Source organism: Catenulispora sp. GAS73, from assembly GCF_041262085.1.
GTDB lineage: Bacteria > Actinomycetota > Actinomycetes > Streptomycetales > Catenulisporaceae > Catenulispora.
On the sequence record NZ_JBGCCM010000009.1, the window covers coordinates 114,608 to 136,035 of the forward strand.

At 71.4% G+C, this 21,428-nt stretch carries 23 protein-coding genes and 1 pseudogene; 15 read left to right on the plus strand and 9 right to left on the minus strand.

Features of this window, described 5'->3' with window-relative positions:
• Positions 1-8 precede the first annotated feature (8 nt).
• From ABH935_RS15670 to ABH935_RS15695, 6 genes are read right to left on the minus strand one after another with little or no spacing between them, the layout of a single operon-like run.
• Positions 9-1,187, minus strand: a complete 1,179-nt coding sequence (locus ABH935_RS15670) for a lipid-transfer protein (protein WP_370378611.1) — start codon at positions 1,185-1,187, stop codon at positions 9-11.
• Positions 1,184-1,612 (minus strand): MaoC family dehydratase, encoded by a 429-nt coding sequence (locus ABH935_RS15675; RefSeq protein ID WP_370378612.1) that lies wholly within the window; start codon positions 1,610-1,612, stop codon positions 1,184-1,186. Before ABH935_RS15675 ends, ABH935_RS15670 begins: the two co-directional genes overlap by 4 nt.
• Positions 1,609-2,688 carry an acyl-CoA dehydrogenase family protein gene (locus tag ABH935_RS15680; RefSeq protein ID WP_370378788.1) on the minus strand — a complete coding sequence of 360 codons (1,080 nt, stop codon included), beginning with the start codon at positions 2,686-2,688 and terminating at the stop codon, positions 1,609-1,611. The genes ABH935_RS15675 and ABH935_RS15680 overlap by 4 nt, the downstream gene beginning before the upstream one ends.
• Positions 2,689-2,693: 5 nt before the next feature.
• Positions 2,694-3,104 (minus strand): Zn-ribbon domain-containing OB-fold protein, encoded by a 411-nt coding sequence (locus tag ABH935_RS15685; protein WP_370378613.1) that lies wholly within the window; start codon positions 3,102-3,104, stop codon positions 2,694-2,696.
• The gene (locus tag ABH935_RS15690) at positions 3,101-3,634 is read right to left on the minus strand and encodes a MaoC family dehydratase N-terminal domain-containing protein (RefSeq protein WP_370378614.1); all 534 of its coding nucleotides are present in this window, start codon (positions 3,632-3,634) and stop codon (positions 3,101-3,103) included. Before ABH935_RS15690 ends, ABH935_RS15685 begins: the two co-directional genes overlap by 4 nt.
• A gap of 8 nt (positions 3,635-3,642) precedes the next feature.
• Positions 3,643-4,851: an acyl-CoA dehydrogenase family protein gene (locus tag ABH935_RS15695; protein ID WP_370378615.1), complete on the minus strand. Its 1,209-nt coding sequence runs from the start codon at positions 4,849-4,851 to the stop codon at positions 3,643-3,645.
• A gap of 163 nt (positions 4,852-5,014) precedes the next feature.
• On the opposite strand from ABH935_RS15695, the gene ABH935_RS15700 reads away from it, so the two are divergent.
• Genes ABH935_RS15700 through ABH935_RS15710 form a run of 3 tightly spaced genes read left to right on the plus strand, consistent with a single transcriptional unit; the run spans position 5,015 to position 8,513 of the window.
• The gene (locus ABH935_RS15700) at positions 5,015-6,148 is read left to right on the plus strand and encodes an NTP transferase domain-containing protein (RefSeq protein WP_370378616.1); all 1,134 of its coding nucleotides are present in this window, start codon (positions 5,015-5,017) and stop codon (positions 6,146-6,148) included.
• Entirely contained in the window at positions 6,145-7,419 is a 1,275-nt protein-coding gene (locus ABH935_RS15705) for a molybdopterin molybdotransferase MoeA (RefSeq protein ID WP_370378617.1), read from the plus strand. The genes ABH935_RS15700 and ABH935_RS15705 overlap by 4 nt, the downstream gene beginning before the upstream one ends.
• A 38-nt stretch (positions 7,420-7,457) precedes the next feature.
• Positions 7,458-8,513 (plus strand): TrkA family potassium uptake protein, encoded by a 1,056-nt coding sequence (locus ABH935_RS15710; protein WP_370378618.1) that lies wholly within the window; start codon positions 7,458-7,460, stop codon positions 8,511-8,513.
• Positions 8,514-8,622: 109 nt separating this feature from the next.
• Here ABH935_RS15710 and ABH935_RS15715 read toward each other — a convergent pair whose 3' ends face one another.
• Positions 8,623-9,468: an HAD family hydrolase gene (locus ABH935_RS15715; protein WP_370378619.1), complete on the minus strand. Its 846-nt coding sequence runs from the start codon at positions 9,466-9,468 to the stop codon at positions 8,623-8,625.
• Positions 9,469-10,247: 779 nt separating this feature from the next.
• On the opposite strand from ABH935_RS15715, the gene ssd reads away from it, so the two are divergent.
• From ssd to ABH935_RS15750, 7 genes and pseudogenes are all read left to right on the plus strand, one after another.
• Positions 10,248-11,954, plus strand: a complete 1,707-nt coding sequence (gene ssd / locus ABH935_RS15720; RefSeq protein ID WP_370378620.1) for a septum site-determining protein Ssd — start codon at positions 10,248-10,250, stop codon at positions 11,952-11,954.
• Positions 11,955-12,016: 62 nt separating this feature from the next.
• Positions 12,017-13,447, plus strand: coding sequence for a TadA family conjugal transfer-associated ATPase (locus ABH935_RS15725; RefSeq protein ID WP_370378621.1), 1,431 nt, complete (start codon positions 12,017-12,019; stop codon positions 13,445-13,447).
• A complete protein-coding gene (locus ABH935_RS15730; protein WP_370378622.1) occupies positions 13,444-14,256 on the plus strand; it encodes a type II secretion system F family protein in 813 nt (270 codons plus the stop codon). The genes ABH935_RS15725 and ABH935_RS15730 overlap by 4 nt, the downstream gene beginning before the upstream one ends.
• Complete coding sequence (locus ABH935_RS15735; protein WP_370378623.1) at positions 14,253-14,957, plus strand: type II secretion system F family protein; 705 nt, start codon at positions 14,253-14,255, stop codon at positions 14,955-14,957. The genes ABH935_RS15730 and ABH935_RS15735 overlap by 4 nt, the downstream gene beginning before the upstream one ends.
• A 36-nt stretch (positions 14,958-14,993) precedes the next feature.
• Complete coding sequence (locus ABH935_RS15740; protein ID WP_370378624.1) at positions 14,994-15,170, plus strand: DUF4244 domain-containing protein; 177 nt, start codon at positions 14,994-14,996, stop codon at positions 15,168-15,170.
• A complete protein-coding gene (locus ABH935_RS15745) occupies positions 15,170-15,553 on the plus strand; it encodes a TadE family type IV pilus minor pilin (protein ID WP_370378625.1) in 384 nt (127 codons plus the stop codon). Before ABH935_RS15740 ends, ABH935_RS15745 begins: the two co-directional genes overlap by 1 nt.
• A pseudogene (locus tag ABH935_RS15750) lies at positions 15,534-15,800 on the plus strand (Rv3654c family TadE-like protein); the annotation flags it as partial. The gene ABH935_RS15745 and the pseudogene ABH935_RS15750, both read left to right, overlap by 20 nt.
• A 698-nt stretch (positions 15,801-16,498) precedes the next feature.
• Here the strand turns inward: ABH935_RS15750 and ABH935_RS15755 are convergent.
• Positions 16,499-17,125 (minus strand): hypothetical protein, encoded by a 627-nt coding sequence (locus ABH935_RS15755; protein WP_370378798.1) that lies wholly within the window; start codon positions 17,123-17,125, stop codon positions 16,499-16,501.
• A 258-nt stretch (positions 17,126-17,383) separates the two neighbouring features.
• Between ABH935_RS15755 and ABH935_RS15760 the strand changes: the two genes are divergently transcribed.
• The gene (locus ABH935_RS15760; RefSeq protein WP_370378789.1) at positions 17,384-17,938 is read left to right on the plus strand and encodes a peptidylprolyl isomerase; all 555 of its coding nucleotides are present in this window, start codon (positions 17,384-17,386) and stop codon (positions 17,936-17,938) included.
• A gap of 157 nt (positions 17,939-18,095) precedes the next feature.
• The gene (locus ABH935_RS15765; RefSeq protein ID WP_370378790.1) at positions 18,096-19,190 is read left to right on the plus strand and encodes a rhomboid family intramembrane serine protease; all 1,095 of its coding nucleotides are present in this window, start codon (positions 18,096-18,098) and stop codon (positions 19,188-19,190) included.
• A gap of 69 nt (positions 19,191-19,259) precedes the next feature.
• Here the strand turns inward: ABH935_RS15765 and crgA are convergent, their stop codons facing one another.
• Positions 19,260-19,514, minus strand: coding sequence for a cell division protein CrgA (gene crgA / locus ABH935_RS15770; protein WP_370378626.1), 255 nt, complete (start codon positions 19,512-19,514; stop codon positions 19,260-19,262).
• Between the two features lie 78 nt (positions 19,515-19,592).
• Between crgA and ABH935_RS15775 the strand changes: the two genes are divergently transcribed.
• Genes ABH935_RS15775 through ABH935_RS15785 form a run of 3 tightly spaced genes read left to right on the plus strand, consistent with a single transcriptional unit; the run spans position 19,593 to position 21,407 of the window.
• On the plus strand, positions 19,593-20,429 hold the full coding sequence (locus ABH935_RS15775; RefSeq protein ID WP_370378627.1) for a DUF881 domain-containing protein: 837 nt from the start codon (positions 19,593-19,595) through the stop codon (positions 20,427-20,429).
• An 18-nt stretch (positions 20,430-20,447) separates the two neighbouring features.
• Positions 20,448-21,188, plus strand: coding sequence for a class E sortase (locus ABH935_RS15780; protein ID WP_370378628.1), 741 nt, complete (start codon positions 20,448-20,450; stop codon positions 21,186-21,188).
• Positions 21,189-21,248: 60 nt separating this feature from the next.
• On the plus strand, positions 21,249-21,407 hold the full coding sequence (locus tag ABH935_RS15785; RefSeq protein ID WP_370378629.1) for a hypothetical protein: 159 nt from the start codon (positions 21,249-21,251) through the stop codon (positions 21,405-21,407).
• The last annotated feature ends 21 nt before the right edge of the window (positions 21,408-21,428 follow it).

Sequence of the window (21,428 nt, forward strand, 5' to 3'; positions counted from 1 at the left end):
GGCTGGCGTCAGGCCGCGCTGAGCACCAGTCCCGACGTCGGGACGCCGGTACCGGCCGTGACCAGCACGTGGTTCACGTCCGGCACCTGGTTGACGGCCGTTCCCCGGGCCTGGCGCACGGCCTCGGCGATGCCGTTCATGCCGTGGATGTAGGCCTCTCCGAGCTGGCCGCCGTGGGTGTTCAGCGGGAGCCGGCCGCCGACGTGGATGGCGCCGTCTCGGATGAAGTCGCGCGCCTCGCCGCGGCCGCAGAAGCCGAACTCCTCCAGCTGGGTCAGGACGAACGGAGTGAAGTGGTCGTAGATGACGGCGGTCTGGACGTCGTCCGGTCCCAGCCCGGACTGGTTCCACAGCTGTCGGGCGACGGTGCGCATTTCCGGCAGCCCGGTGATGTCCTCGCGGTAGTAACTGGTCATCATCTGTTGGTCATGCGCGGAGCCCTGCGCGGCTCCCGCTATAAGGACTTCCTTCCCAGGGAGGTCACGCGCACGCTCTGCAGAGACGACCACGAGCGCTACTCCGCCATCAGACTCCTGGCAGCAGTCCAGCAGCCGCAGCGGATCGGCGATCAGTTTCGAGCCCTGGTGCTCGGCCAGGGTGATCGGGCGTTCGTAGAACCAGGCCGCGGGGTTCGTGGCCGCGTGCGCTCGGGCCGCCACCGCGACGCGGCCGAAGTCCTCGGACGTGGCGCCGTACTGGTGCATGTAGCGGCGCGCGGCCATGGCGACCCAGGCCGCCGGGGTGATGAGTCCGTAGGGCGAGTAGTAGCCGAAGTGCTGCGCCATCGGAGAGTCGCCGCGCGCCTGGGCTGCGGCGTCGCCGGTCCCGAACCGCCGGCCGGAGCGCTCGTTGAAGGCGCGGTAGCAGACCACGACGTCGGCCAGGCCCGCGGTGATCGCGGCCGCCGCATGCGCGACGGTCGCGCAGGCGGCGCCGCCTCCGTAGTCGACCAGCGAGAAGTAGCGCAGCTCGGCGACGCCCAGGCCGCGACCGACCATGATCGACGGGCTGGAGTCCATCGAGAAGGTCACCAGGCCGTCCACGTCGCGCGGCGCGATCCCGGCGTCGTCCAGCGCGGCCTTGCACGCCTCCAGGCACAGCCGGAGTTCACTGCGGCCAGACTCCTTGGAGAACTCCGTAGCGCCAATACCGACGATCGCCGTTCTGCCGGACAGGTTCGCGCTCACTCCCCGAGGCCCTTCAGAGTGACGGTGCCGGTGACGTGGTAGCCGAGCTGGTTCGCGCCGCGGACCGCGACCTCGACGGTGCCGTCCTCCCCGACGCGCGCCACGGACCCGGTGAGGGTCATCGTGTCGCCGGGGTAGTTCGGCACGCCGAGCCGGATCGCGATCTTCAGGATCCGGGCCTCGGCGCCGGCCCAGTCGGTCACGAACCGCCCGACGAGGCCGTTCGTGGTGAGGATGTTCATGAAGATGTCGGGGGAGCCCTTCTCCCGGGCCGCCGGGACGTTGTGGTGCACGTCCTGGTAGTCGCGAGAGGCGATGGCCCCGGCGACGATCTGCGTCGGCGTGATCGGGATGACCAGCTCCGGCAGCGTCTCCCCGACCTTCGGCAGCGCACCCTGCGCCTGACCGCGTCCGGCCCCGCTCATTCGTCCTCCTCGATCGGGTGGGCGGCGATCAACTCGCCGAGGTCGCCGGACCAGGCTTCAGCGGAGCCGCCATAGAGTTCCCAGTAGCGGGCCCATGCGTGGTACCGGTGCAGGGGATAGGTGACGTCCACGCCGAAGCCGCCGTGCAGATGGTGCGCGGAGCCGACGACGCGGCGTGCACCGTCGGAGGCCCAGACCTTGGCCGTGGCCACCGCATAGCGGGCGCGTGGTGAGTCGATGCCGTTCTCTGCGATCGCGTATACGACGTCCCATAGCGCGGCTTGCATAGCGCGGGAGTCGATATAGAGGTCCGCAGCGCGCAGAGCCACACCTTGGAACGTCGCGAGCGGATGCCCGAACTGGACCCGGCCGCCGGTGTACTCGGCGGTCATCGCCAAAGCGCGCGCCGCGATCCCGCACAGCATCGCCGAGGAGAACAGCGCAGCCAGGGCCCGAGCCTCGTCGACCGCTTCGCTCACCTCCATGACCTCGGCGTCGATGAACTCCAGAACGCCCAAGGGCTCGCCGGTCGTGGTCACCTGATCGCCGACGCGCGCCGTCGACAGGGAGACCAGCGCCAGCACTTCTTTCCCGTCCTCGCGCAGGGCCGGGACGAGCGCCAGATCGGAGCTGAGCGGATACGGCACCAGCTGCGTGATCCCGTTGAGCCGCTGGCCGGTCAGCCGCAGCGGCGCGGCCACCGCGGACGGATGCTCGGCGAGCGCCGCGGTGATGACGAGTTCTCCGGAAATCACCGCCGGCAGGTTCTTCTCGTCGATGACCGAGACCGCGACGAACGTCTCCACCAGAGGCAGCCGGGCCAACGCGGCTCCGGCGTCCGTGAGCAGACGCACCATGCCCGGCAGACCGGCACCGCCGCCGCCGGCACTCTCCGGGAGGACAGCGGCGAGCAGCCCGGTGTCCGCGAGGATCCGCCACAAGCGGCGGTCGTGTTCGTCTGACACTGGTTCGTTGCTATAGGCCGGACTCCGTGTGGCTTCTATATCGAGGTCCTTGAAGACCGCGATGGAGAGCTCTCCGACGGCTTCCAGCGCATCGTCCACCGACTGGTCCATAACGGTCACGACGCCCCACCTTCTTGAGCCGGTCCCGCGAAGACGAGGCCGTCCTCGAAGACGAGGTTCAGCGGCATCTCTATACGCAGGTCCTCGTTGGCGATGCCGCGTGTGCCGCAGACGATGCGCGGGCGCGCGTCGCTGTCTTCTACCTCCAGGTCTATGAGAGCCACCGCATAGGGGCCCTCTTCCCAGGGCGGGAGCGGGTGATGGCAGATCGTGTAGCTGTGCAGGACGGCCTGACCGGTCGCCCTCACTGTCGTCCAGTCCAGGGACTGACAGTCCGGGCACATGGGAGAAGGGGGATGCCGGAGCGATCCACAGGCTGTGCATTTCTGGATGAGCACATCGCCCTTCGCGACGCCCTCCCAGAAGTAGGCGTTGTCGCGGCCGGTCACCGGCTGAGGGCGCGTCATGCCTTCGCTCCCGGGTCCTGCGTCCTCGGTTGGAACCACAAGGTGCGGAACAGCATCTCGCCGACCAGCTCACCGTGCTGGTCGTGGTACTCCGTGATCGATGTCAGGAAGTAGCCCTCTCCGAGCGCCGTCTTCTTGCGCGGCGATGCAGAGTCCAGACGCGACGTCGCGTACAGGTGGTCCCCGACAGTGAGGTACCGGTGATAGGTCTGCTCGCAGTCGGTCGCCACCACCGCGCGGTAGCCGGCCTCGACCAGCGTGGCCTGGGCCCGGGTGGTCCCGTCCTCGAAGCCGCGCATCCGCAGCCCGGGCATCGTCCAGGCCTGCAGCGATGCCGGGGGTGCGACCACGTCGGGATGGCCCACCGCGCGCGCCGCCGCCACGTCGGTGTAGACCGGCAGCTCGTCGCCCATCGCGTCGCACCAGTGCCGGATCATCGGCTGGTTCACCGGGTCCCAGGCCGGGACCGGCTCCGACGGCGGATCGGCTATGTGGGCGGACACTGCCTCGTACAGCGGATCGGTCTCCACAGTTCTCCCTATCTCCGCACCCTGGGCATCGCCAGCCCGGTCATTGCGATGATCTCCCGCTGGATCTCGTTGGCCCCGCCGCCGAAGGTGTTGGTGACCGCATAGCGGTAGAGGTATTCGAGGTCGCCCATAAGAAGCGCGCCGGGAGAACCTGTCTTAAGGATTCCCGCCGCACCGAGTACCTGGAGCAACTCTGCCAACGCCTCTATATGCGTTTCCGTACCATGCACCTTCGCCGCGGATGCATCGGCGGGGGACAGGTGACCGCCGGTCTGGTCCTTCTGCAGAGCGGCGACCATCTGGCCGTTCAGAAGCCTCAGACCGCTGATGCGGATATAGGCGCGGGCCATAGCGGTCTTCACCCAGGGCAGGTCTATGACCCGCTTGCCGTCAGCGGCCGGCGTCTCCATGGCCCAGCTCTGCACTTTCGCGAACGACCGGATCACGCCCTGCGCCACCGCCGCCAACGCCACACGTTCGTGGTTCAGCTGGGTGGTGATCAGCTTCCAGCCCTCGTTCTCGGCACCGACCCGCATCGTCACCGGCACATAGACGTCGCGGTAATACGTGGCGGTCGTGTAATGCGAAGCGATCGTGTGGATCTTCGTCGCCTCGAAGCCGGGGTCGCGGGTGTCGACCAGCAGGATCGAGATGCCTTTGTGCTTCGGCGCTTCGGGATCGGTCCGGCAGGCGAGCCAGACATAGTCTGCGGAGTCTCCATGCGTCGTGAAGATCTTCTGGCCGTTGACCACATAGGCGCTGCCGTCCTCTGTGCGCACGGCACGCGTGGTCAGACTCGCCAGATCGGTACCGGCGCCCGGTTCGGAGTAGCCGGCCGCGACGTCGATCTCCCCGGTGAGGATGCGAGGGAGGATCAGATCCCTTTGTTCCTGCGTGCCGAAACGCATAAGCGTCGGCCCCACAGTGTTGAGCGCCACCAGAGGCATCGGGCACCCCGCGCGCGACGCCTCGTCGAAGAAGATGAACTGCTCCACCGGGGTCAGGCCGCGGCCTCCGTACTCCCTCGGCCAGCCGACACCGAGCCAGCCGTCCGCGCCGAGCTTGCGGTGCAGGGTGCGGACCGTGTCCGTGGAGGTGTCGGGCAGCCGCAGATCGTGGCGGACGTCCTCGGTGACGAGCGCCGCGAAGTACGCCCGCAGTTCGGCTCGCAGGGCTCGTTGGGCCGGGGTGTAGGCCAGGTGTTCCGGAGGGTGCATGCGGCGGCGTCTCCCGCGGTCGGCGTGATCGGCTGGACAGACGAGGGCTGAAGGTGCTGATCGGCGCCCCGATCGGCAGTCCGCGGCGGCCCGAACGCGATCTGAGCACTCGTCAGATTAGAACACGTTCTACTGGAAGGCCACACCCGGTTAGGGTGGCGGTATGGACGCTCTGGGCGGACCCGGCGAACCCTTCGACGTGATCGTCCTGGCCGGCGGCGGCGCGCGCCGGCTGGGCGGGACCGACAAACCCGCGCTCGAAGTCGGCGGGGTCAGCATGCTCGACCGCGTCTTGGCCGCCTGCGAGGGGGCGGCGTCGATCGCGGTCGTCGGTCCGCCCCGGCCGGTGAGCCGGCACGTCGTGTTCACCCGCGAATACCCTCCCGGCGGAGGTCCGGTGCCGGCGCTGGCCGCGGGGATGACGGTCGGCTCCGCGGAGCTTGTCGCCGTTGTCGCCGCCGACCTGCCGTTCCTGGACGTCGAAGCCGTCACGACACTGCGGCGCGCGCTGACCGCCGACGGAGTGCTGTTCACCGACGAGCGCGGCAAGGACCAACCACTTGCTGCGATATACCGGCGTAACGCGCTGGCGGAAGCCTTGAACGCGGTGCCGGAGCTCCGCGGCGCACGCCTGTTCTCGATCGTCCAGGCGCTGGCCGTGACCCGGGTCCCGGACCGCCGGGGCGTGACCGCGGACTGCGACACCTGGGACGCCGTCAACACCGCACGCGCGCTGATTGCGACACGGCCCGCGACAAAGGCGAAGATGGAGGACATGGACGACAAGAAGCAGCTCGCCGACTGGTGCGCCGCCGCCACGGCCGAACTCGGGCTCACCGGGCACGAACTCGGTGAGGCCGACCTGGACGCGATCCTCGGGCTGGCCGGGGTCGCCGCGCACAATGTCCTGCGACCGGCGGCGCCGCTGACCACGTTCCTCGCCGGATACGCGGTCGGGCTGCGCAGCTCGGCCGACGGCGGGCGCGGCGCCCTGGACGGGCCGATCGCGAAGCTCAGCGCCCTGGCTCAGGCCTGGGACCCGGAGACCGGCGGACCGGCCGGACCGGGGCACGGCGCGGCGGCGAGCGGGACGGTCGGCGGCTCCGTGGCCGGGAGCCCGGCCGCGACCCGCGACGCCTCCGCCGGCTCGGCGACCGGCTCGACCGGCTCGACCGGCAGCCCCGCGAGTGGCGCAGCCGGCAGCGAGGCCGACGGCCCCGCAGGCGGCTCGGGCGGCGCAAGCAGCTCAGGCAGCTCGGGCGGCTCAGGCGGCTCAACGGGAGCCGGCAGCCGGTGAGCACGTCCTGGGCCGAGGCCCGCAAGATCGCCGGTGCCGCGGCGATCCCCCTGCCGACCACTCGCGTCCCCATGGCCCAGGCACGCGGCGCGGTGCTCGCCGAGTCGCTGTCCGCCCTGGTCGACCTGCCGCCGTTCGCGACCTCCGCCATGGACGGCTGGGCGGTGTCCGGCCCGGGACCGTGGCGGGTCAGCGGCCAGGTGCTCGCCGGTCAGGAGGCCACGCGGCTCGGCGACGGCGAGGCCGTGGAGATCGCCACCGGAGCCCGGGTTCCCTCCGGCGCGTCGGCGGTGCTGCGGCGCGAGCGCGGCTTCGTCGACGAGCGCACCAGGCTCCATGTCAGCGAGAACGCCGAGGACCACAGCCATGCGGCCCCAGCCGCCGCACCACAGCGTTCTTACGCAGCCGTCTCGAACGCCGCCACCGCGACGCGCGCCCTGCGCGGCACCGAGCCGGGGCTGCCCATAGGGTCCGACATCCGTCCGCAGGGCCAGGAGTCGCGCCGCGGCGAGACCCTGCTCTCGGCCGGCACCCGCGTCACCCCCGCGGTACTCGGCCTGGCCGCCGCCTCGGGGTACGACGACCTGCCGGTCCACGAGCGCCCGCGCGTCGCGCTCGTCGTCATCGGCGACGAGCTGGCCGGGTCCGGCCTCCCGGACGGCGCCCGGATCCGCGACGCGCTCGGCCCGATGTTCACCGCGTGGCTCGAAGCGCTCGGCGTCGAGGTGGCGGTGAGCCGGATCGCGGACGACCCGCGGGACCTGCTCGCGGCCGTCGCGTCCTCCCCCGCCGATCTGGTGATCACCACCGGCGGCACGGCGCGCGGCCCCCGGGACCACGTGCACCGCGTGCTGGCCGAGCTCGGCGCGCGCCTGCTCGTCGACGGGGTCTCGGTCCGGCCGGGACATCCGATGCTGCTCGGCCAGTACGGCGGCACCCGGCAGCACCGCCGGTTCGTCGCCGGGCTGCCCGGCAACCCGCTGGCCGCCGTCGCCGGCTTCGTCACCATGGTGCGGCCGCTGCTACGCCGGATGTCAGGGCTGGCGGACACGTCACACTTCCTGCCGCTCGGAGATGCCGTCGGCACCCACCCGACCGACACTCGACTCGTGCCCGTCTCCGTCACCGACACCGTCGCGGTCCCCCTGCGGTTCACCGGCCCAGCGATGCTGCGCGGACTGGCGCTGGCCGACGGGCTGGCCGTCGTACCGCCGGGGGGAGGGGTGGTCGCCCTCGGCGCCGGGCAGCGGGTGGAGGTGCTGACGGTCTGAGCGAGCACACCACGTACGCAGCGCCGTTCCGCCCGTCGGTGGTGCTGCCGCGCGCGGTCTCGGGTCCGCTGTGGGCGGTGCTCAAACGGGTGCTGCTGGCGCTCGGGATCCTGGTGCTCTCGGCGGTGATCGTCTACCTGGGACGGAACGGCTACCGCGACTCCTCCGGCAAGGCGGTCGGCTGGCTCACAGCCTTCTACTACGCCACCGTGACCCTGTCGACCACCGGCTACGGCGACGTGGTGCCGGTCAGCGACTCGGCCCGGCTGGTCAACACCCTCGTCGTCACGCCGCTGCGCGTGATGTTCCTGCTGGTGTTGGTCGGCACCACCCTGGAGGTGCTCACCGAGCGGACCCGCAACGAATGGCGGCAGGAGAGGTGGAGGTCGAAGGTGCGGGATCACACCGTCGTGGTCGGCTACGGCACCAAGGGCAGCTCGGCGGTGCAGACGCTGCTGAAGAACGGCCACACCCCGGAGTCGATCGTGGTGGTCGACACCGACCCGGCGCGGATCGCCGAGGCCAACCGGCGCGGCCTGGCCGGCGTCGTCGGCGACGGCAGCCGCAGCGAGGTGCTGGAACGCGCGGAGATCACCAAAGCCAAACATGTGGTGATCAGCGCCGACCGGGACGACACGGCGGTGCTGACCACGCTGACCGTCCGTCGTCTCACCCGCCGCGCCATGGTGGTGGCCTCGGTCCGGGAGGCCGAGAACGCCGCGCTGCTGCGCGAGAGCGGCGCCTCCTCGGTGGTCACCAGCTCCGACACCGCCGGGCAGCTGCTCGGCGTGGCCACGATCAGCCCCAAGGTCGGCCAGGTGGTGCAGGACCTGCTGTCCTACGGCGACGGCTTGGAGCTCATGGAGCGCCCGGCCGACGCCCGCGACGTGGACAAGGAGCCCCGCGCGGTCAAGGAGCCGGTGCTGGCGGTCATCCGCGGGTCGCGGACCATGCGCTACGACGACGTGGCGATCGGCACCATCCAGCTGACCGACCGCCTGGTCGTGGTGCGCTCGGTGCCCGACCGGCAGGCCGGCCCCGGACCGCGTCGGGGGACCGGCGGCGGTCCCGGCCGCTCCGGCCACTCCGGCTGACCCGGCCGACCCGCCCCCCCCATGAGCCGCCCCGAGCCGCCCGAGCCGTCGTGCTGAGGAGCTGAGCAGCTGAGGAAGCTCAAGCCGGACAGGATCGACCAAAACCGGCTCAGTCGAAGGCAGAGCGCCGTCGGCGCCGGCCGCGCGTCCCCAGCCACCAAATGGTCCCCGCGGTCGCCAGAGCCAGGCCCAGGGCCGTTCCGGACACCGCCGGCTTGGCCGCCAGCTCCCCGACCCGGGAGCGCAGCGCCACCGGCTTGTCGAAGACCAGGATCGGCCACTCGCGGGCCGTCGCCTCCTTGCGCAGGGCGCGGTCGGGGTTGACGGCGTAGGGGTGGCCGACGGACTCCAGCATCGGGACGTCGGTCGCGGAGTCGCTGTAGGCGAAGGACCGGCTCAGGTCGTAGCCGCGCTCGGCGGCCAGCTCCAGGATCGCCTTGGCCTTGTTCTCGGCGTAGGCGTAGAACTCGATCTCGCCGCTGTACTTGCCGTCCTCGCCGACCGCCATCCGGGTGCCGATCGCCAGGTCCGCGCCGAGCATCTCGGCGATCGGCTCGACCACCTCCGAGCCGGAGGTGGAGACGATCACCACGTCACGTCCGGCGGCCTTGTGCTCGGCGATGAGCGCCGCGGCCTCGGAGTAGATCAACGGGTCGATCAGGTCGTGCAGGGTCTCGGCGACGATGTCCTTGACCTGTTCGACGTCCCAGCCGGTGGCCATGGCGGACAGGAACTGCCGCATCCGCTCCATCTGGTCGTGGTCCGCGCCGCCGGCCAGGTACACGAACTGGGCGTACGCCGTCCGCAGCACGGTGCGCCGGTTGATCAGGCCGCCGTTGTAGAACGAACGGCCGAAGGCCAGGGTTGAGGACTTGGCGATGATCGTCTTGTCCAGGTCGAAGAAGGCCGCCGGACGGCCCGCGCCATCCGCACGTGCGTCCGCATGCTCATCCACACAATCGAGGATAGCGTCGTTGGTAGGTCCTACGTCGGGACCGCTACAGATGCGCCCTCAGTGACGGCTTTGAAGCGCAGTTACCCCCCGCCGACGGCGGCTCTTCAGTCATTCGGCGTAATGGATGAGGGTGGGGTTTGCATTCTGCGAGCCTCGGGTACACCATGGAAGTCACGGATCGTTCGCGACCGTGCTACCACGGCCCGGCTCCTCCCCCCCGAGCCTGGTCGTGGAGAAGACCCCCGCTCTCCCCCCCGGCGGGGGTCTTCACTTTTCTTCGTTTCTTGCGATGTCACAGCCGCGCCCCGCCCGGTCCCGGGCGGCGGCGGTCGGGTCGCCGGGCCCGCCAGTCGTGCTGACATCCGGTTCGCACCGACGCCTCCGCAGGCCCCGTCGTGGGTCCCTGCGGGCCGCTCAGCGCCCGCTGGAGGGCGCAGAACCGACACAGTTCCGAGACAGAACTCTCAGAGTTCCATCGCCGGTTCCAGCACAGTTCCGGCACAGATCCGGCGCTGATCCGGCACAGTTCCGACAACCGACGTTCGGATATCCCGCGACCCGGTTTAAATCTTCGCTGAGAAATCCACAAGTTCGCACACGAACTAAGACGTCGCATCCAATAACCGCGTAGCCGCTACGCCGAACGAGGGATAGCGGTTATCCCCAAGCCGGGTTTATCCACAAGTCCTTCCGGCAGTCCTGGCGCGCTCCGCGATTCCTCGGCGACCGTGGGCCCGTGCCCCGCCGACCGAAGGCGGGCCCGATCCCAGGGAGCCGCCATGCGAGAGGTCACGCAGCATCCTGCGTCCGGCCGACCAGATCGGAACCGCAGGTCAGGGCCCGAATCACGGTATGAACCCGGGCCCGGTCCGGCCGCGGCCCCGCTGGCCGTGACCTCCGACCCGGCCTTGGCCGAGGCGCTGTTGCGGATCGCGGCCGAGGCCGGGGTGCGGATCGAGATCGTGCCCGGACCGAGCGCCGCGCGCCACCGCTGGAACGCCGCGCCGCTGGTGCTCGTCGGCGTCGACCAGACCGGCGAGGTGGCCCGCGCCGGGCTGCCGCGCCGCCCGGAAGTGGCGCTGATCGGCCGCGACCTGGACGACGCCTCGGTCTGGCAGCGCGGGAGCGCGGTGGGCGCCGCGCACGTACTGATCCTGCCGGACTGCGAACGCTGGCTGGCCGGCCTGCTCGCCGAGGCCGACGCTCCCGCCGAGGAACCCGGAGCGGTGGTCGCTGTGCTGTCCGGACGCGGCGGAGCCGGCGGCTCGACCCTGGCCGCCGCGCTGGCCCTGGCCGGCGTGCGCCGCGGCCTGCGCTCCACGCTGGTGGACCTGGATCCCGCCGGCGGCGGCATCGACCTGCTCTTCGGTCTGGAGACCGAGCCGGGGCCGCGCTGGTCGGAGCTGGCGCAGTGGCGCGACGGCCGGCTGTCCGGGCGCTCGCTGCGGGACGCGCTGCCGACCTACGCGGCGCATTCCCGCCACGGTCTGGCCGGCGGCCTGGGCTTCGCCGAGGAGGGCGCGGACCGGTTGCCGGTACTGGCCTGGCCACGGGCCCGGCCCGGCGAGGACGACGGCCCCGGATGGCTCGGCGCCCGCCCGGGAACCGCCGAGGATCCCTGGTACGACAGCGGGACCCCGGTCGATCCGGGAAAGGCGGACCCGTGGCTCCGGCCGGAGTCCCGGAGCGTCAGCGGCGACATTGGCGGTGCTTCCGCGAATCCCTTGTATGACGACGGATCCCCCGACATCGATGAGGAACTGTGGTCCGGCGGCGGTTCGCCGATGCCGCAGGAAACCACCGGAGCGCGACGTATCGGACGCCGGCTCAATGGTGACGGTTCATCAGCGGAATCTCTTTCCGGGGCGAAGGTGATCACCCCGGAAAACTCTGATTCAGAGGCATCCTGGGAAGTCGGCGGCTCTTCCGCTCAGGACCGGGCCGACAGCATGGCGCGGGCGACGGCCCGCCCGCAGCGGGGCCTGCCGATCCTCACCTGGCCGCACACCCGGACCGACATCCCGCTGCCGGCGGTCGCCGCCGAGCCGGTGCGCGCCGTGCTCACGGCTTTGGCACAGGCCGGTGACCTGGTCGTGGTCGACCTGCCCCGCTCGCTCGACGAGGCCGCGACCGAGGCGCTGGCCCTGGCGAACGTGACGCTGATGGTGGTCCCCGCCGAGGTGCGGGCCTCCGCGGCGGCCTCGCAGTTGGCGGCGGCGGTCCGGCTGGTGTCGCCGGACCTGCGCGTGGTGGTGCGGCTGCCGGCTCCCGGCGGACTGGAGCCGCTGGACATAACGGATGTCATGGGCGGCCTGCCGCTGGCCGGGGTGATCGGGGCCGAGCGGCGGCTCTCCGCGGCCGCCGAACACGGCGAGCCGCCCGGCTCCAGCGCGCGGGGAAGTGTGTCCGCGTTCTGCCGAAGCTTCCTGGACGACCTGTTCGGCCTGGCGCCCGCCCGGCGCTCCGAGTCCCGGGCGGCGGCATGAACGCGCCGCCGCCTTCCCCGAAGACACCGCCCTCGCCGATGTCGTCCCCGATGCCTTCGTCGATGCCTTCGTCAATGTCCTCGTCGATGTCCTCGGCCCCGCTGCCCGGATCGGAGCGGCTGCGGCTGAACGCCGGGCTCGTGGACCGGGTCCGGTCCCGGCTGGCGACCCCGCCGGTCCGGGTCGACATGCAGGCGATCCTCGCGGCGCTGCGGGCCGAGGGCTGCATGCTCGACGGCCGCGATCTGCGCGCGGCGGCGTATCAGGTGCGTTCCGAGCTCACCGGCGCCGGCGTCCTGGACCGCTTCCTGACCGATCCGGAGGTCACCGACGTCCTGGTGAACGCCCCGGACTCGGTGTGGATCGAACGCGCCGGGACGTTGAGCCGCGCCGACGTGCGCTTCCCCGACGAGGCCGCGGTGCGGCGGCTCGCGCAGCGGCTGGCCGCACACGCCGGACGCCGCCTCGACGACGCCGCGCCGTGCGTCGACGGAGTGCTGCCCGACGGCGCCCGGCTGCACGCGGTGCTGCCTCCGGTGGCCGTCCGGGGAACGCTGATCTCCCTGCGGGTCCCGCCGCGCCGGGCGTTCACCATGGACCGGCTCATGGCCGGCGGAATGACCACCGAGCACGGCGCACGCCTGTTGCGGGCCGTCGCCACCGCGAGGGTGTCGTATCTGGTCACCGGTGGCACCGGCAGCGGCAAGACCACGCTCCTCGGCGCGCTGCTCGGCCTGGTGCCCGCCGACGAGCGGATCGTGGTGACCGAGGAGTGCGCCGAGGTGGTCGTCGATCATCCGCACGTGGCGCGTCTCCAGTGCCGGACCGCGAACCAGGAGAACCGCGGTGCGGTGAACCTGCGGACGCTGGTGCGGCAAGCGCTGCGGATGCGGCCGGATCGGGTCGTGGTCGGCGAGGTGCGCGGGCCCGAGGTGTTGGAGCTGCTGGCCGCCATGAACACCGGGCACGACGGCTGCGCGGCCACGTTGCACGCGAACGGGGTCGAGGACGTCGTAGCGCGGGTCGAAGCCCTCGCCGCTCCGGCCGGGCTGGAGCGCGGCGCGCTGCACGCGCAGTTGGCGTCCGCGGTCCAGGCGGTCGTGCATCTGGTGCGGGAGAAGGGAAAACGGCGGCTGGCGTCGATCGGCGTCGTCGACCGCGGGTTCGGGGAGACCGAGGTGCTGTCCGCCGTGGACTTCGATGCCGCGGGCACCGCGACCTACGGCCCCGGTTCGGAGCGCCTCAGCCAGCTGTTGGGGATCGATGTCCGGGAGACAACCGCGAAACCCCCACGGGAGCAGCAGAACCGGGACACCGACGCCGATTTGGAGAAGCTCGCCGGTTGGCAGGAGGCATTGGCTGAGGCCGATCGCCTCTTGCCGGTCCTCAAGAACGCGGCCAGTGCGGGCGGTGCGACCGGTGCGAGCGATCCGGACGAACCGTTCGTCGCCGACTACGGACCCTCACCCTCCCGCAGAGGAGGCCACCGATGAACTCCGCGTTGGCTGGTCTTCTGGCGGCTTCGGCGGTGCTGACCTTCCCCGGGCCGGGCGCGCGCCGACGGCTGGAGACCGCGGTTCTCGGCGGTCCGCGCGGACCGAAATGGCGATTGCGGCTGGCCGGTGCATGGCCGACGGTGCTGTCGGCGATCGCGTTGGGAGTTCTCAGTTCTGTGGCGGCGCGCTCGGCGGTGCTGGCGTTCCTGGTGCCGTTCGCAGCGTGGCGTGCGTATCGGGCGTGGACCGCTCACACCGCGCGGCTGGCCGTCGAGCGCCGACAGACCGAGGTCATCGAACTCTGCGTCACCATCTGCTCCGAGCTGCACGCCGGTCGGGAGGCACGCGAGGCGTTGCGTGACGCCGCATCCGGCGCGTGCCCGGATCTGGCGGTCTATCTCGCCGGACCGCTCGGCACCGGCGCCGACGTGGTGACCGTGCTGCGCTCGGCGGCCGGAACGCCGGGCCGTGAGGCTCTCGCCGCGCTTGCCGCGTGCTGGCAGGTCGCCGAGGGCGGCGCGGGGATGACCCCGGCGATCGGGGAGCTGGCCGACGGGCTTCGGGCGGAGCGCGCTCAGCGGCGCGAGCTGGACGCCGAACTCGCCGGGATCCGTGCCTCGGCGCGGCTGCTGGCGCTGTTGCCGGTGGTGGGGCTGGTCATCGGCTCCGGGATGGGGCTCTCGCCGGTCCCCATGCTGCTGCACACCGGGATCGGCGAGACGTGTCTGGTGCTGGGGATCGCGTTCGTGCTCGGCGGCGTGGTGTGGATGGACCGCATCGCGCGATCGGCGGAGGCGTTGTCATGAGCGTCCTCGGCATCGCGTTCACCGGGGTCGCGGCCGGGGTGTCGGCGGGTTTGTCGGTGCTGTGCTGGCCGCAACGGCACCAGGACCGTCCCGCCCGGCGGTTGGCCTTTCTGGCCTCGCGGGACGGCGCCACGGATCCATCGCGCTCGCGACCGTGGTCCGGGTTTCTCAAACGTTTGAGACACAACCCCTGGACCACGGCCCGCCGCCAACGACGGCAAGGTGAAGCGGCCGCGCGGATGTCTCCGGTCGCCGCCGATCTGCTGGCCGCGTGCCTGGCCTCCGGCGCCGATCCGCTGCGCGCCGCCGAGGTGGTGGCGTACTGCCTGCGGCCACCGGGCCGGCTCACCACGCTCGGCGAGCAGGCGGCGGCCGAGTTGTCCGACCGGTTCCAGGAGGTCGCGCACCTGCTGCGGCTCGGCGGCAACCCGGTCACCACCTGGCGTGTGGTCGCCGCCGAACCCGGACTGCGCCCGGTCGCCGAGGCCATCGGCCGGGCCGGCCTGTCCGGCGCGCCACCGGTCGCCACGATCCGCGCCTGCGCCACCGATCTGCGCAAGGAGCGGCACGCCGCGAGCACGGCCGCCGCGCGGCGGGCCGGGGTGCGGGGCGTGGCGCCGCTGGCCGGGTGCTTCCTGCCTGCGTTCGTCCTGATCGGGGTCGTCCCGATCGTCCTGGGCCTGGCCCACCACCTGCTCTGACCGCTGTCCCCTGACCTCTAGCCGGAAGGAAGAACCATGAGACTCATCCGCCGACGACGGCACCGCGACCGGGGCATGTCGACCGTGGAGTACACGCTCGGAACACTCGCGGCCTGCGCTTTCGCAGTGATCTTGTACAAGGTGATCACGAGTCCGGCGGTGGAGAACGGCCTCACGGCGGTTCTGCGCAAGGCGCTCAGCACAGCGTTCTGATGCACCGGCGACGACGTCGGGACGCCGGCTACGCCACGGTCGAAGCGGCACTGGCCATCCCCAGCCTGGTGCTGTTCACGGTGGCGCTGGCCGGAGTCCTGACCGGGCTGGCGACGCAGATCCGCTGCCTCGACGCCGCGCGGCTGGGAGCCCGGGCGGCGGCGCGCGGCGAGTCGGCGGCGGAGGTCGAAACGGCTGTCAGCCGCGCCATGCCCGGCGCCGCGGTGCACATCACCACCGAGGACGGCCTGATCCGCGTCACGGTCAGGGCGTCGGTGGCCGAGGTGCCGCTGCTGCGGGCGTTCACCGTGCACGCCGAAGCCTACGAGGCTGACGAATCCACTGTGGGAAGCGAGGACACCGATGCCGACCCGGACCCGTGATCGCGGCTCGGCCACGATCTACGCCGCGCTGCTGGCGGGCTTACTGACGACCCTCGCCGGAGCGCTACTCGCCCTCAGCGGCGCGATCCTCGCCCGCCACCGGGCCGGAGCCGCCGCCGACCTGGCGGCGCTGAGCGCCGCCGTCCACGCCGATACCGGGCAGCCGCCCTGCGACTGGGCCCGGCGCGTGGCCTCCGCCGAGCGCGCCCGGCTGGTCCGGTGCACCTGCGACGGCCCGGTTTGCCTTGTCAGTGCCGCCGTCGGCACGCCATGGGGCGCCGCGACCGTGACCAGCCGGGCCGGCCCGGCCGACGATCCCGTCGGGGAGAGCGCCCTCGGCATCGCGCGGAGCGGCCGATCGGAAGCGGACGCCACGGGAATTCGGCCCACGCACCTCACCCCGGCCGACGATCTCGCCGCTCACCGTGCCTTCGGCATCAAGCGGAGTGGTCGCCCGGAAGCGGACGCCATGCCATTGCGAGCCGCGCACCTCACTCCCCGACCGCCGCCCCACCGCACGCCAGTCATCCCACTCACCCCACCCGTCCCACCCGTCCCCGTCAGCCTCGCCCTCACTGAACCCGAGCCACTCGCTCGCGCGCCGGCTGCGGCGCGCGGCCAGCTGCGCGCAGCGCTGTCCCGAGCGGTGCATGCCCATGCGGAGCAGCCAGAGGGCGATCACGAAGACCCAGCCGAATATCGCGCCGGTGAGGAAGACCTGCGCGGTGGTCGTCTGGACTCCGACGCCGAGGAAGGTCAGGTGGTCGTCACCGGTGCTCGAAGCCGACACCCCGGTGGCGATCATGACCACGAGGCCGAGCAGGCCCAGCGCGACGGCGATCATCGGCGGACCGCCTTTCGGTGCGTGGGTCGGATCCGGTGGGATGGTGGCTCCGGGGCTGGCTGGTGGCCGGCGGGTGGCCTGGTGGCCGGGTGGCCGCTTGCTCAGGGCCAGCGGTTGGCCGGGGACTCCCGGCGTCCGGAGCCCATCGCGGTGTCGTCGGCCGCAGCCCGGCTGTCGTCCTCCCGCCAGCGGCCGACCGGCTCGACGTCGGTGTCCGAGTCGAGGATCCACACGCTGTCCACGTCGGCCCGCGAGCGGCGCCACCAGAGCAGGCCGACCGCGCCGACCGCGCCGAGCGCCATCAGGCCGATCGGGGCGCGGCTGCGGCGGGCCGCCGTCACGGCCGCCAGCGGCATCACGCCGGCGATGCGTGCCATCGGCGACGGTTGCGGGGCGCCGTGCAGGATGACCTGCCACGCCGCGCCGCCGCGGGTCGCCGCCTCGGCGGCCAGCGGGCGGGCGCGCTCGGCCACGGGCCGGGCCCGCTCGGCCATCACCGCGGCGGCGATCGACGCGCGGTCGGCCACCTGCTGCGCGACAACCGCGGCGCGGTCGGCGATCTGCTGCGCCGTGTCCTGCGCGGCGCCGGCGGCGCTCATGGCCGCGGTCTGGGCGGTCCCGGCCGCGCCGGAGACCGAGTGGGCGGCGCCGGAGGTCCGGTCGCGGACGGCACAGCGCACGCGCTCCAGACGGCTCTGCGGCACCTCGTGACTGAACGGCATCCTCATCGCGCCTCTCCCTCACATCGCCTGTTCACCGCTTCACCTGTCCAACGCTGTCTGAACGCCGTCCAACGCTGCCCGGCGGCCCCGCCGGGCAGCGCCGCCGGAAGCAGGGTCGACCTGGCAAGCGGCTCGAATTCGTGCCTGCCCGGCCGCCCCGCCAGACAACCTCACGCAGGGCCATTGGGGCTACTCAGAGGGTGAGTGACCTTCCGTGCGAGGATGGAGAGCGTCCATATGACAGAAACCGAAAGGCAACAGACTGTGGCCGAGAACCTGTACGCCACCATCAAGACCAACCACGGCGACATCGTCGTGCGGTTGCTTCCGGACTTTGCGCCGAAGACCGTCGCCAACTTCGTGGGTCTGGCGGAGGGGACCCTGGAGTGGACGCACCCCGAGAGCAATGTGAAGTCGAAGACGCCGCTGTACGACGGCACGATCTTCCACCGGATCATCCCGCAGTTCATGATCCAGGGCGGCGACCCGCTGGGCCAGGGCTTCGGCGGCCCCGGCTACGTCTTCGACGACGAGCCGCACCCGGACCAGACCTTCAACGACCGCGACTACCTGCTGGCGATGGCCAACGCGGGGATCCGCAACGGCAGGGGCACCAACGGCTCGCAGTTCTTCATCACCGTGCCGACCCCGCGCCGGCCGACCCACCTGAACGGCAAGCACACCATCTTCGGCGAGGTCGTGGACCCCGACAGCCGCAAGGTCGTGGACCAGATCGCGGCGGTGCCGACCGGCGCGCAGGACCGGCCGCTGCAGCCGGTGGTGATCGAGAGCATCACGATCGAACGCCGCCAGGGCTGAGCGGCACGTACCGCGGGGCGCGGAGGAAACTCTGTGCCCCGCGTGTTCGTTTCCTCTACATTCGAACCGGCCGATCGAAACCGGACCCGTCAGCCCGTCTCCCCAGCCGTCAACGGGACGCTTCGCGTCGCTGTACCTAAAGAGGACCACCGTGACGATGCCGCCAGGCAGCCCAGGCAGCCCTCCCGTGCCGGCCACCGACCTCCCGGCCTGCTACCGGCATCCGGAGCGGGAGGCGCAGATCCGCTGCACCCGCTGCGAGCGCCGCATCTGCCCGGAGTGCATGGTCCCCGCCTCGGTCGGCTTCCAGTGCCCGGACTGCGTGCGCGGCGGCAACCAGCAGGTGCCCAAGGCCCGGACCCCGTTCGGCGCGGTGCTGCGGCCCCGGGTGGTCCCGGTGGTCACCTACAGCCTGATCGCGCTGAACTTCGTGATGTTCGGCCTGCAGCACATCGTCGGCACCTCGCAGGTCGGCGCGGCCGGCGGCGGGGTGTTCCAGGTGAACACCCTGGACATGCGGCTGGAGCTGATCGCCAAGGGCACCTGGGTGGACGGCCAGCCGATAGGCGTGGCCAACGGCGAGTGGTACCGCCTGGTCACCTCGATGTTCCTGCACGCGAACCTGGTGCACATCGCCTCGAACATGATCTCGCTGTTCTTCATCGGCCCGATGCTGGAGGCGATGCTGGGCAAGCTGCGGTTCGTGCTGGTCTACCTGATCGGCGGGCTGGCCGGGGCGGTGACGTCCTACTGGTTCATGACCCCGCTGAGCCCGGCGAGCCTGGGCGCCTCCGGCGCGATCTCCGCGGTGTTCGGCTGCCTGGTGGTGATCGGGCTGCGGCGCAAGATCCTGGACCCCGGGATGATCGTCGTGGTGCTGGTGATCAACATTGTGATCCCGCTGCAGAACACCAACATCGACTGGCGCGACCACGTCGGCGGCGTGGTGGCCGGGGCGCTGATCGGCGCGGTCTACGCCTTCGCCCCGGAGCTCATCCGCACCCTGGGCAAGGCCGGAGCGCCCCGTGAGCAGCAGGTGCGGCTGCTCAACGGGCTCGGCTTCGGCACCATGGCGCTGGTGCTCGCCCTGGCGATCGCCGCCACGGCCGTGCACACCGCTCACCTGAACGACCCGGCGAACCGTACGCGCACTGTTGACGGCGCGCCGTACACACCCGGTCTGACCAGGGTCGTCACCGACGTTCCAGATAGTTATCCACAGGCGTCCGGTACTTATCCACACTGGGGATAAGCCTGTGGATGTTGTGTTAGGCAGCGATCGGGCACAGTCGGTGACGACGGCGACGCAAAGCGCGCGGCGCTACTTCCACTTCATGGACGCGATGAAGCCGGTGATGATCAACCCGAAGCCGACGGCCATGTTCCAGCCGTGCAGCGCGGACACCGGGTACGTCATGTTCGACAGGTAGTACACCACTATCCACAGCAGGCCGAGCACGAAGCACCCGACCATCAGCGGCAGCACCACCCGGTTCCCGGTGTCCAGCTTGATCGGCTGCTTCTTGTCCGGCGGCGGGGTGTACGCGGCCTTCTTGCGGACCTTCGACTCGGGCACGGTTCACTCCTGGATTGCTCGGCTGCTGTGCGGCCTCGATCGGGCATGCGACAGTGTGCGTCCGATAGCGTATCCGCCATGGCGTCAGGGCGCGATCAGCTGGACGAACCCGCATCGGCGGACGGCCCGGAGCCGACCCGGCGGACGGCACCGGAGCCCGCTCCGGAACCGGTCCGGCGGCGGCCCTCCCGGGTGGTCTGGCACACCGGTGTGGTGCTGGTGTTCGCCCTCGCCGGCGCGCTGTTCCTGACCGCTCGGGACACCGCCGACGGCCAGGGCGACATCCGGCCGGACCGGGGTGCGCAGCTCTCCGACGTGATCCGAGCCCAGAACACGCACAACCAACAACTTACCGAGCAGGTGGCGGCGCAGCGCGCGGCGCAGGACGCCCTGACCCGCGGCCAGAGCGCCGACGCCCGGGTGAAGGCGGCGCAGGCACAGGTCGACTCGCTGTCCGGCCCGGTGGCCCTGACCCCGGTCACCGGCTCGGCCCTGACCGTGACCCTCAATGACGCCCCGCCGAACGCGCAGCCGGCGGCCGGAGCCCCGGCCGCGCAGCCGGACTGGCTGATCATCCACCAGCAGGACGTGCAGGCCGTGGTGAACGCGCTGTGGGCGGGCGGCGCGACCGGGATCCAGCTGATGGACCAGCGCCTGGCGCCGACCTCGGCCGTGCGCTGCGTGGGCAACACTCTGCTGTTGCAGGGCCGCGTCTACTCCCCGCCCTACGCGATCACCGCGGTCGGCGACCCGACCAAGATGCGCGCCGCGCTGATGGCCGCCCCGGCCGTGCAGACCTATCTGGAGTACGTCAACGCCTACGGGCTCGGCTGGGACGTGAAGGCACGCGATCGAGTGACGCTCCCGGGCTACACCGGACCGCTCGACGTGTCGTTCGCCTCCGTGGCGCCCTGAAGCCGACAAACTGGCGGAATGTGGGCAGAGCGTGCGCGAACGGCGATCCGATCCGTCGGTGAGATCCTGATCACGCTCGGCGTCGTGCTCTTCCTGTTCTGCGCCTACCAGCTCTTCTACACCAACGTGATCGCCGACGAGGCGATGAAGTCCGAGGTCTCGGACCTGCACAAGCTGTGGGCCGCGCAGCCGCCGGCGCCCCGCTCGGCCACCTGGGCCACATCCGCCGACCCGGCCGGCCTCGGACCGTTCGACACCGCCGACAGCCGCGGCACCTCCGGCGAGGCGTTCGCGATCCTGCACATCCCCCGGCTCGGCGACAAGTCGATCCCGGTCCTGCAGGGCACCTCCCTGGACCTGCTGGGCCGCGGCGTCGGCCACTACAAGGACTCGGCGCTGCCGGGACGGATCGGCAACTTCGCGGTCGCCGGGCACCGCAAGACGCACGGCGAGCCGTTCCGCTACCTCGACGAGATGCGCGCCGGCGACCTGATCGTGGTGGAGACCGCGGACACCTGGTTCACCTACCGCGAGAACCGCGACCCGTTCATCGTCGACCCGACCGACCTGGCCGTGGTCGCCCCGGTCCCCGACCACCCCGGCGAGCCGCCGTCGCAGAAGCTGATCACCCTGACCACCTGCAATCCGTGGTGGGCTTCCACACAGCGCATGGTCGTCACCGGCACGCTGATCGCCCAGCAGCCGCGGTCCGTGGGGGAGCCACCGGCGTTGACCGTGAACAGCCCCAAGTTCCAATAGGACTCTGGTAAAACCTCATAGAGACCTCTATAGAGAAGTCTGTAGAGAGAGGAGCAGGCGATGTACGCGTTTGTGTGGCGGCACCTTCCGGGGCCCGTCTACGTGAAGGTGCTCATCGCCCTGGCCTCGGCAGCCCTGATCGTGGTGCTCCTGTTCGGCTGGGTCTTCCCGTGGATCGAACCGCTGATGCCGTTCAGCGGCAACACGGTCTCGCAATAGCGCTTCCCCTCGGGCCGGTAG

Excerpts from the sequence above, each read along its gene's own strand:
- ABH935_RS15765 (WP_370378790.1), top strand. The coding sequence starts at position 18,096 with ATGCCGCCAGGCAGCCCAGGCAGCCCTCCCGTGCCGGCCACCGACCTC.
- ABH935_RS15700 (WP_370378616.1), top strand. The coding sequence starts at position 5,015 with ATGGACGCTCTGGGCGGACCCGGCGAACCCTTCGACGTGATCGTCCTG.
- ABH935_RS15735 (WP_370378623.1), top strand. The coding sequence starts at position 14,253 with ATGAGCGTCCTCGGCATCGCGTTCACCGGGGTCGCGGCCGGGGTGTCG.
- ABH935_RS15775 (WP_370378627.1), top strand. The coding sequence starts at position 19,593 with ATGGCGTCAGGGCGCGATCAGCTGGACGAACCCGCATCGGCGGACGGC.
- ssd (WP_370378620.1), top strand. The coding sequence starts at position 10,248 with ATGCGAGAGGTCACGCAGCATCCTGCGTCCGGCCGACCAGATCGGAAC.
- ABH935_RS15785 (WP_370378629.1), top strand. The coding sequence starts at position 21,249 with ATGTACGCGTTTGTGTGGCGGCACCTTCCGGGGCCCGTCTACGTGAAG.
- ABH935_RS15685 (WP_370378613.1), bottom strand. The coding sequence starts at position 3,104 with ATGACGCGCCCTCAGCCGGTGACCGGCCGCGACAACGCCTACTTCTGG.
- ABH935_RS15740 (WP_370378624.1), top strand. The coding sequence starts at position 14,994 with ATGAGACTCATCCGCCGACGACGGCACCGCGACCGGGGCATGTCGACC.
- ABH935_RS15745 (WP_370378625.1), top strand. The coding sequence starts at position 15,170 with ATGCACCGGCGACGACGTCGGGACGCCGGCTACGCCACGGTCGAAGCG.
- ABH935_RS15780 (WP_370378628.1), top strand. The coding sequence starts at position 20,448 with ATGTGGGCAGAGCGTGCGCGAACGGCGATCCGATCCGTCGGTGAGATC.
- ABH935_RS15755 (WP_370378798.1), bottom strand. The coding sequence starts at position 17,125 with ATGAGGATGCCGTTCAGTCACGAGGTGCCGCAGAGCCGTCTGGAGCGC.
- ABH935_RS15695 (WP_370378615.1), bottom strand. The coding sequence starts at position 4,851 with ATGCACCCTCCGGAACACCTGGCCTACACCCCGGCCCAACGAGCCCTG.
- ABH935_RS15680 (WP_370378788.1), bottom strand. The coding sequence starts at position 2,688 with ATGGACCAGTCGGTGGACGATGCGCTGGAAGCCGTCGGAGAGCTCTCC.
- ABH935_RS15730 (WP_370378622.1), top strand. The coding sequence starts at position 13,444 with ATGAACTCCGCGTTGGCTGGTCTTCTGGCGGCTTCGGCGGTGCTGACC.
- ABH935_RS15725 (WP_370378621.1), top strand. The coding sequence starts at position 12,017 with ATGCCTTCGTCAATGTCCTCGTCGATGTCCTCGGCCCCGCTGCCCGGA.
- ABH935_RS15675 (WP_370378612.1), bottom strand. The coding sequence starts at position 1,612 with ATGAGCGGGGCCGGACGCGGTCAGGCGCAGGGTGCGCTGCCGAAGGTC.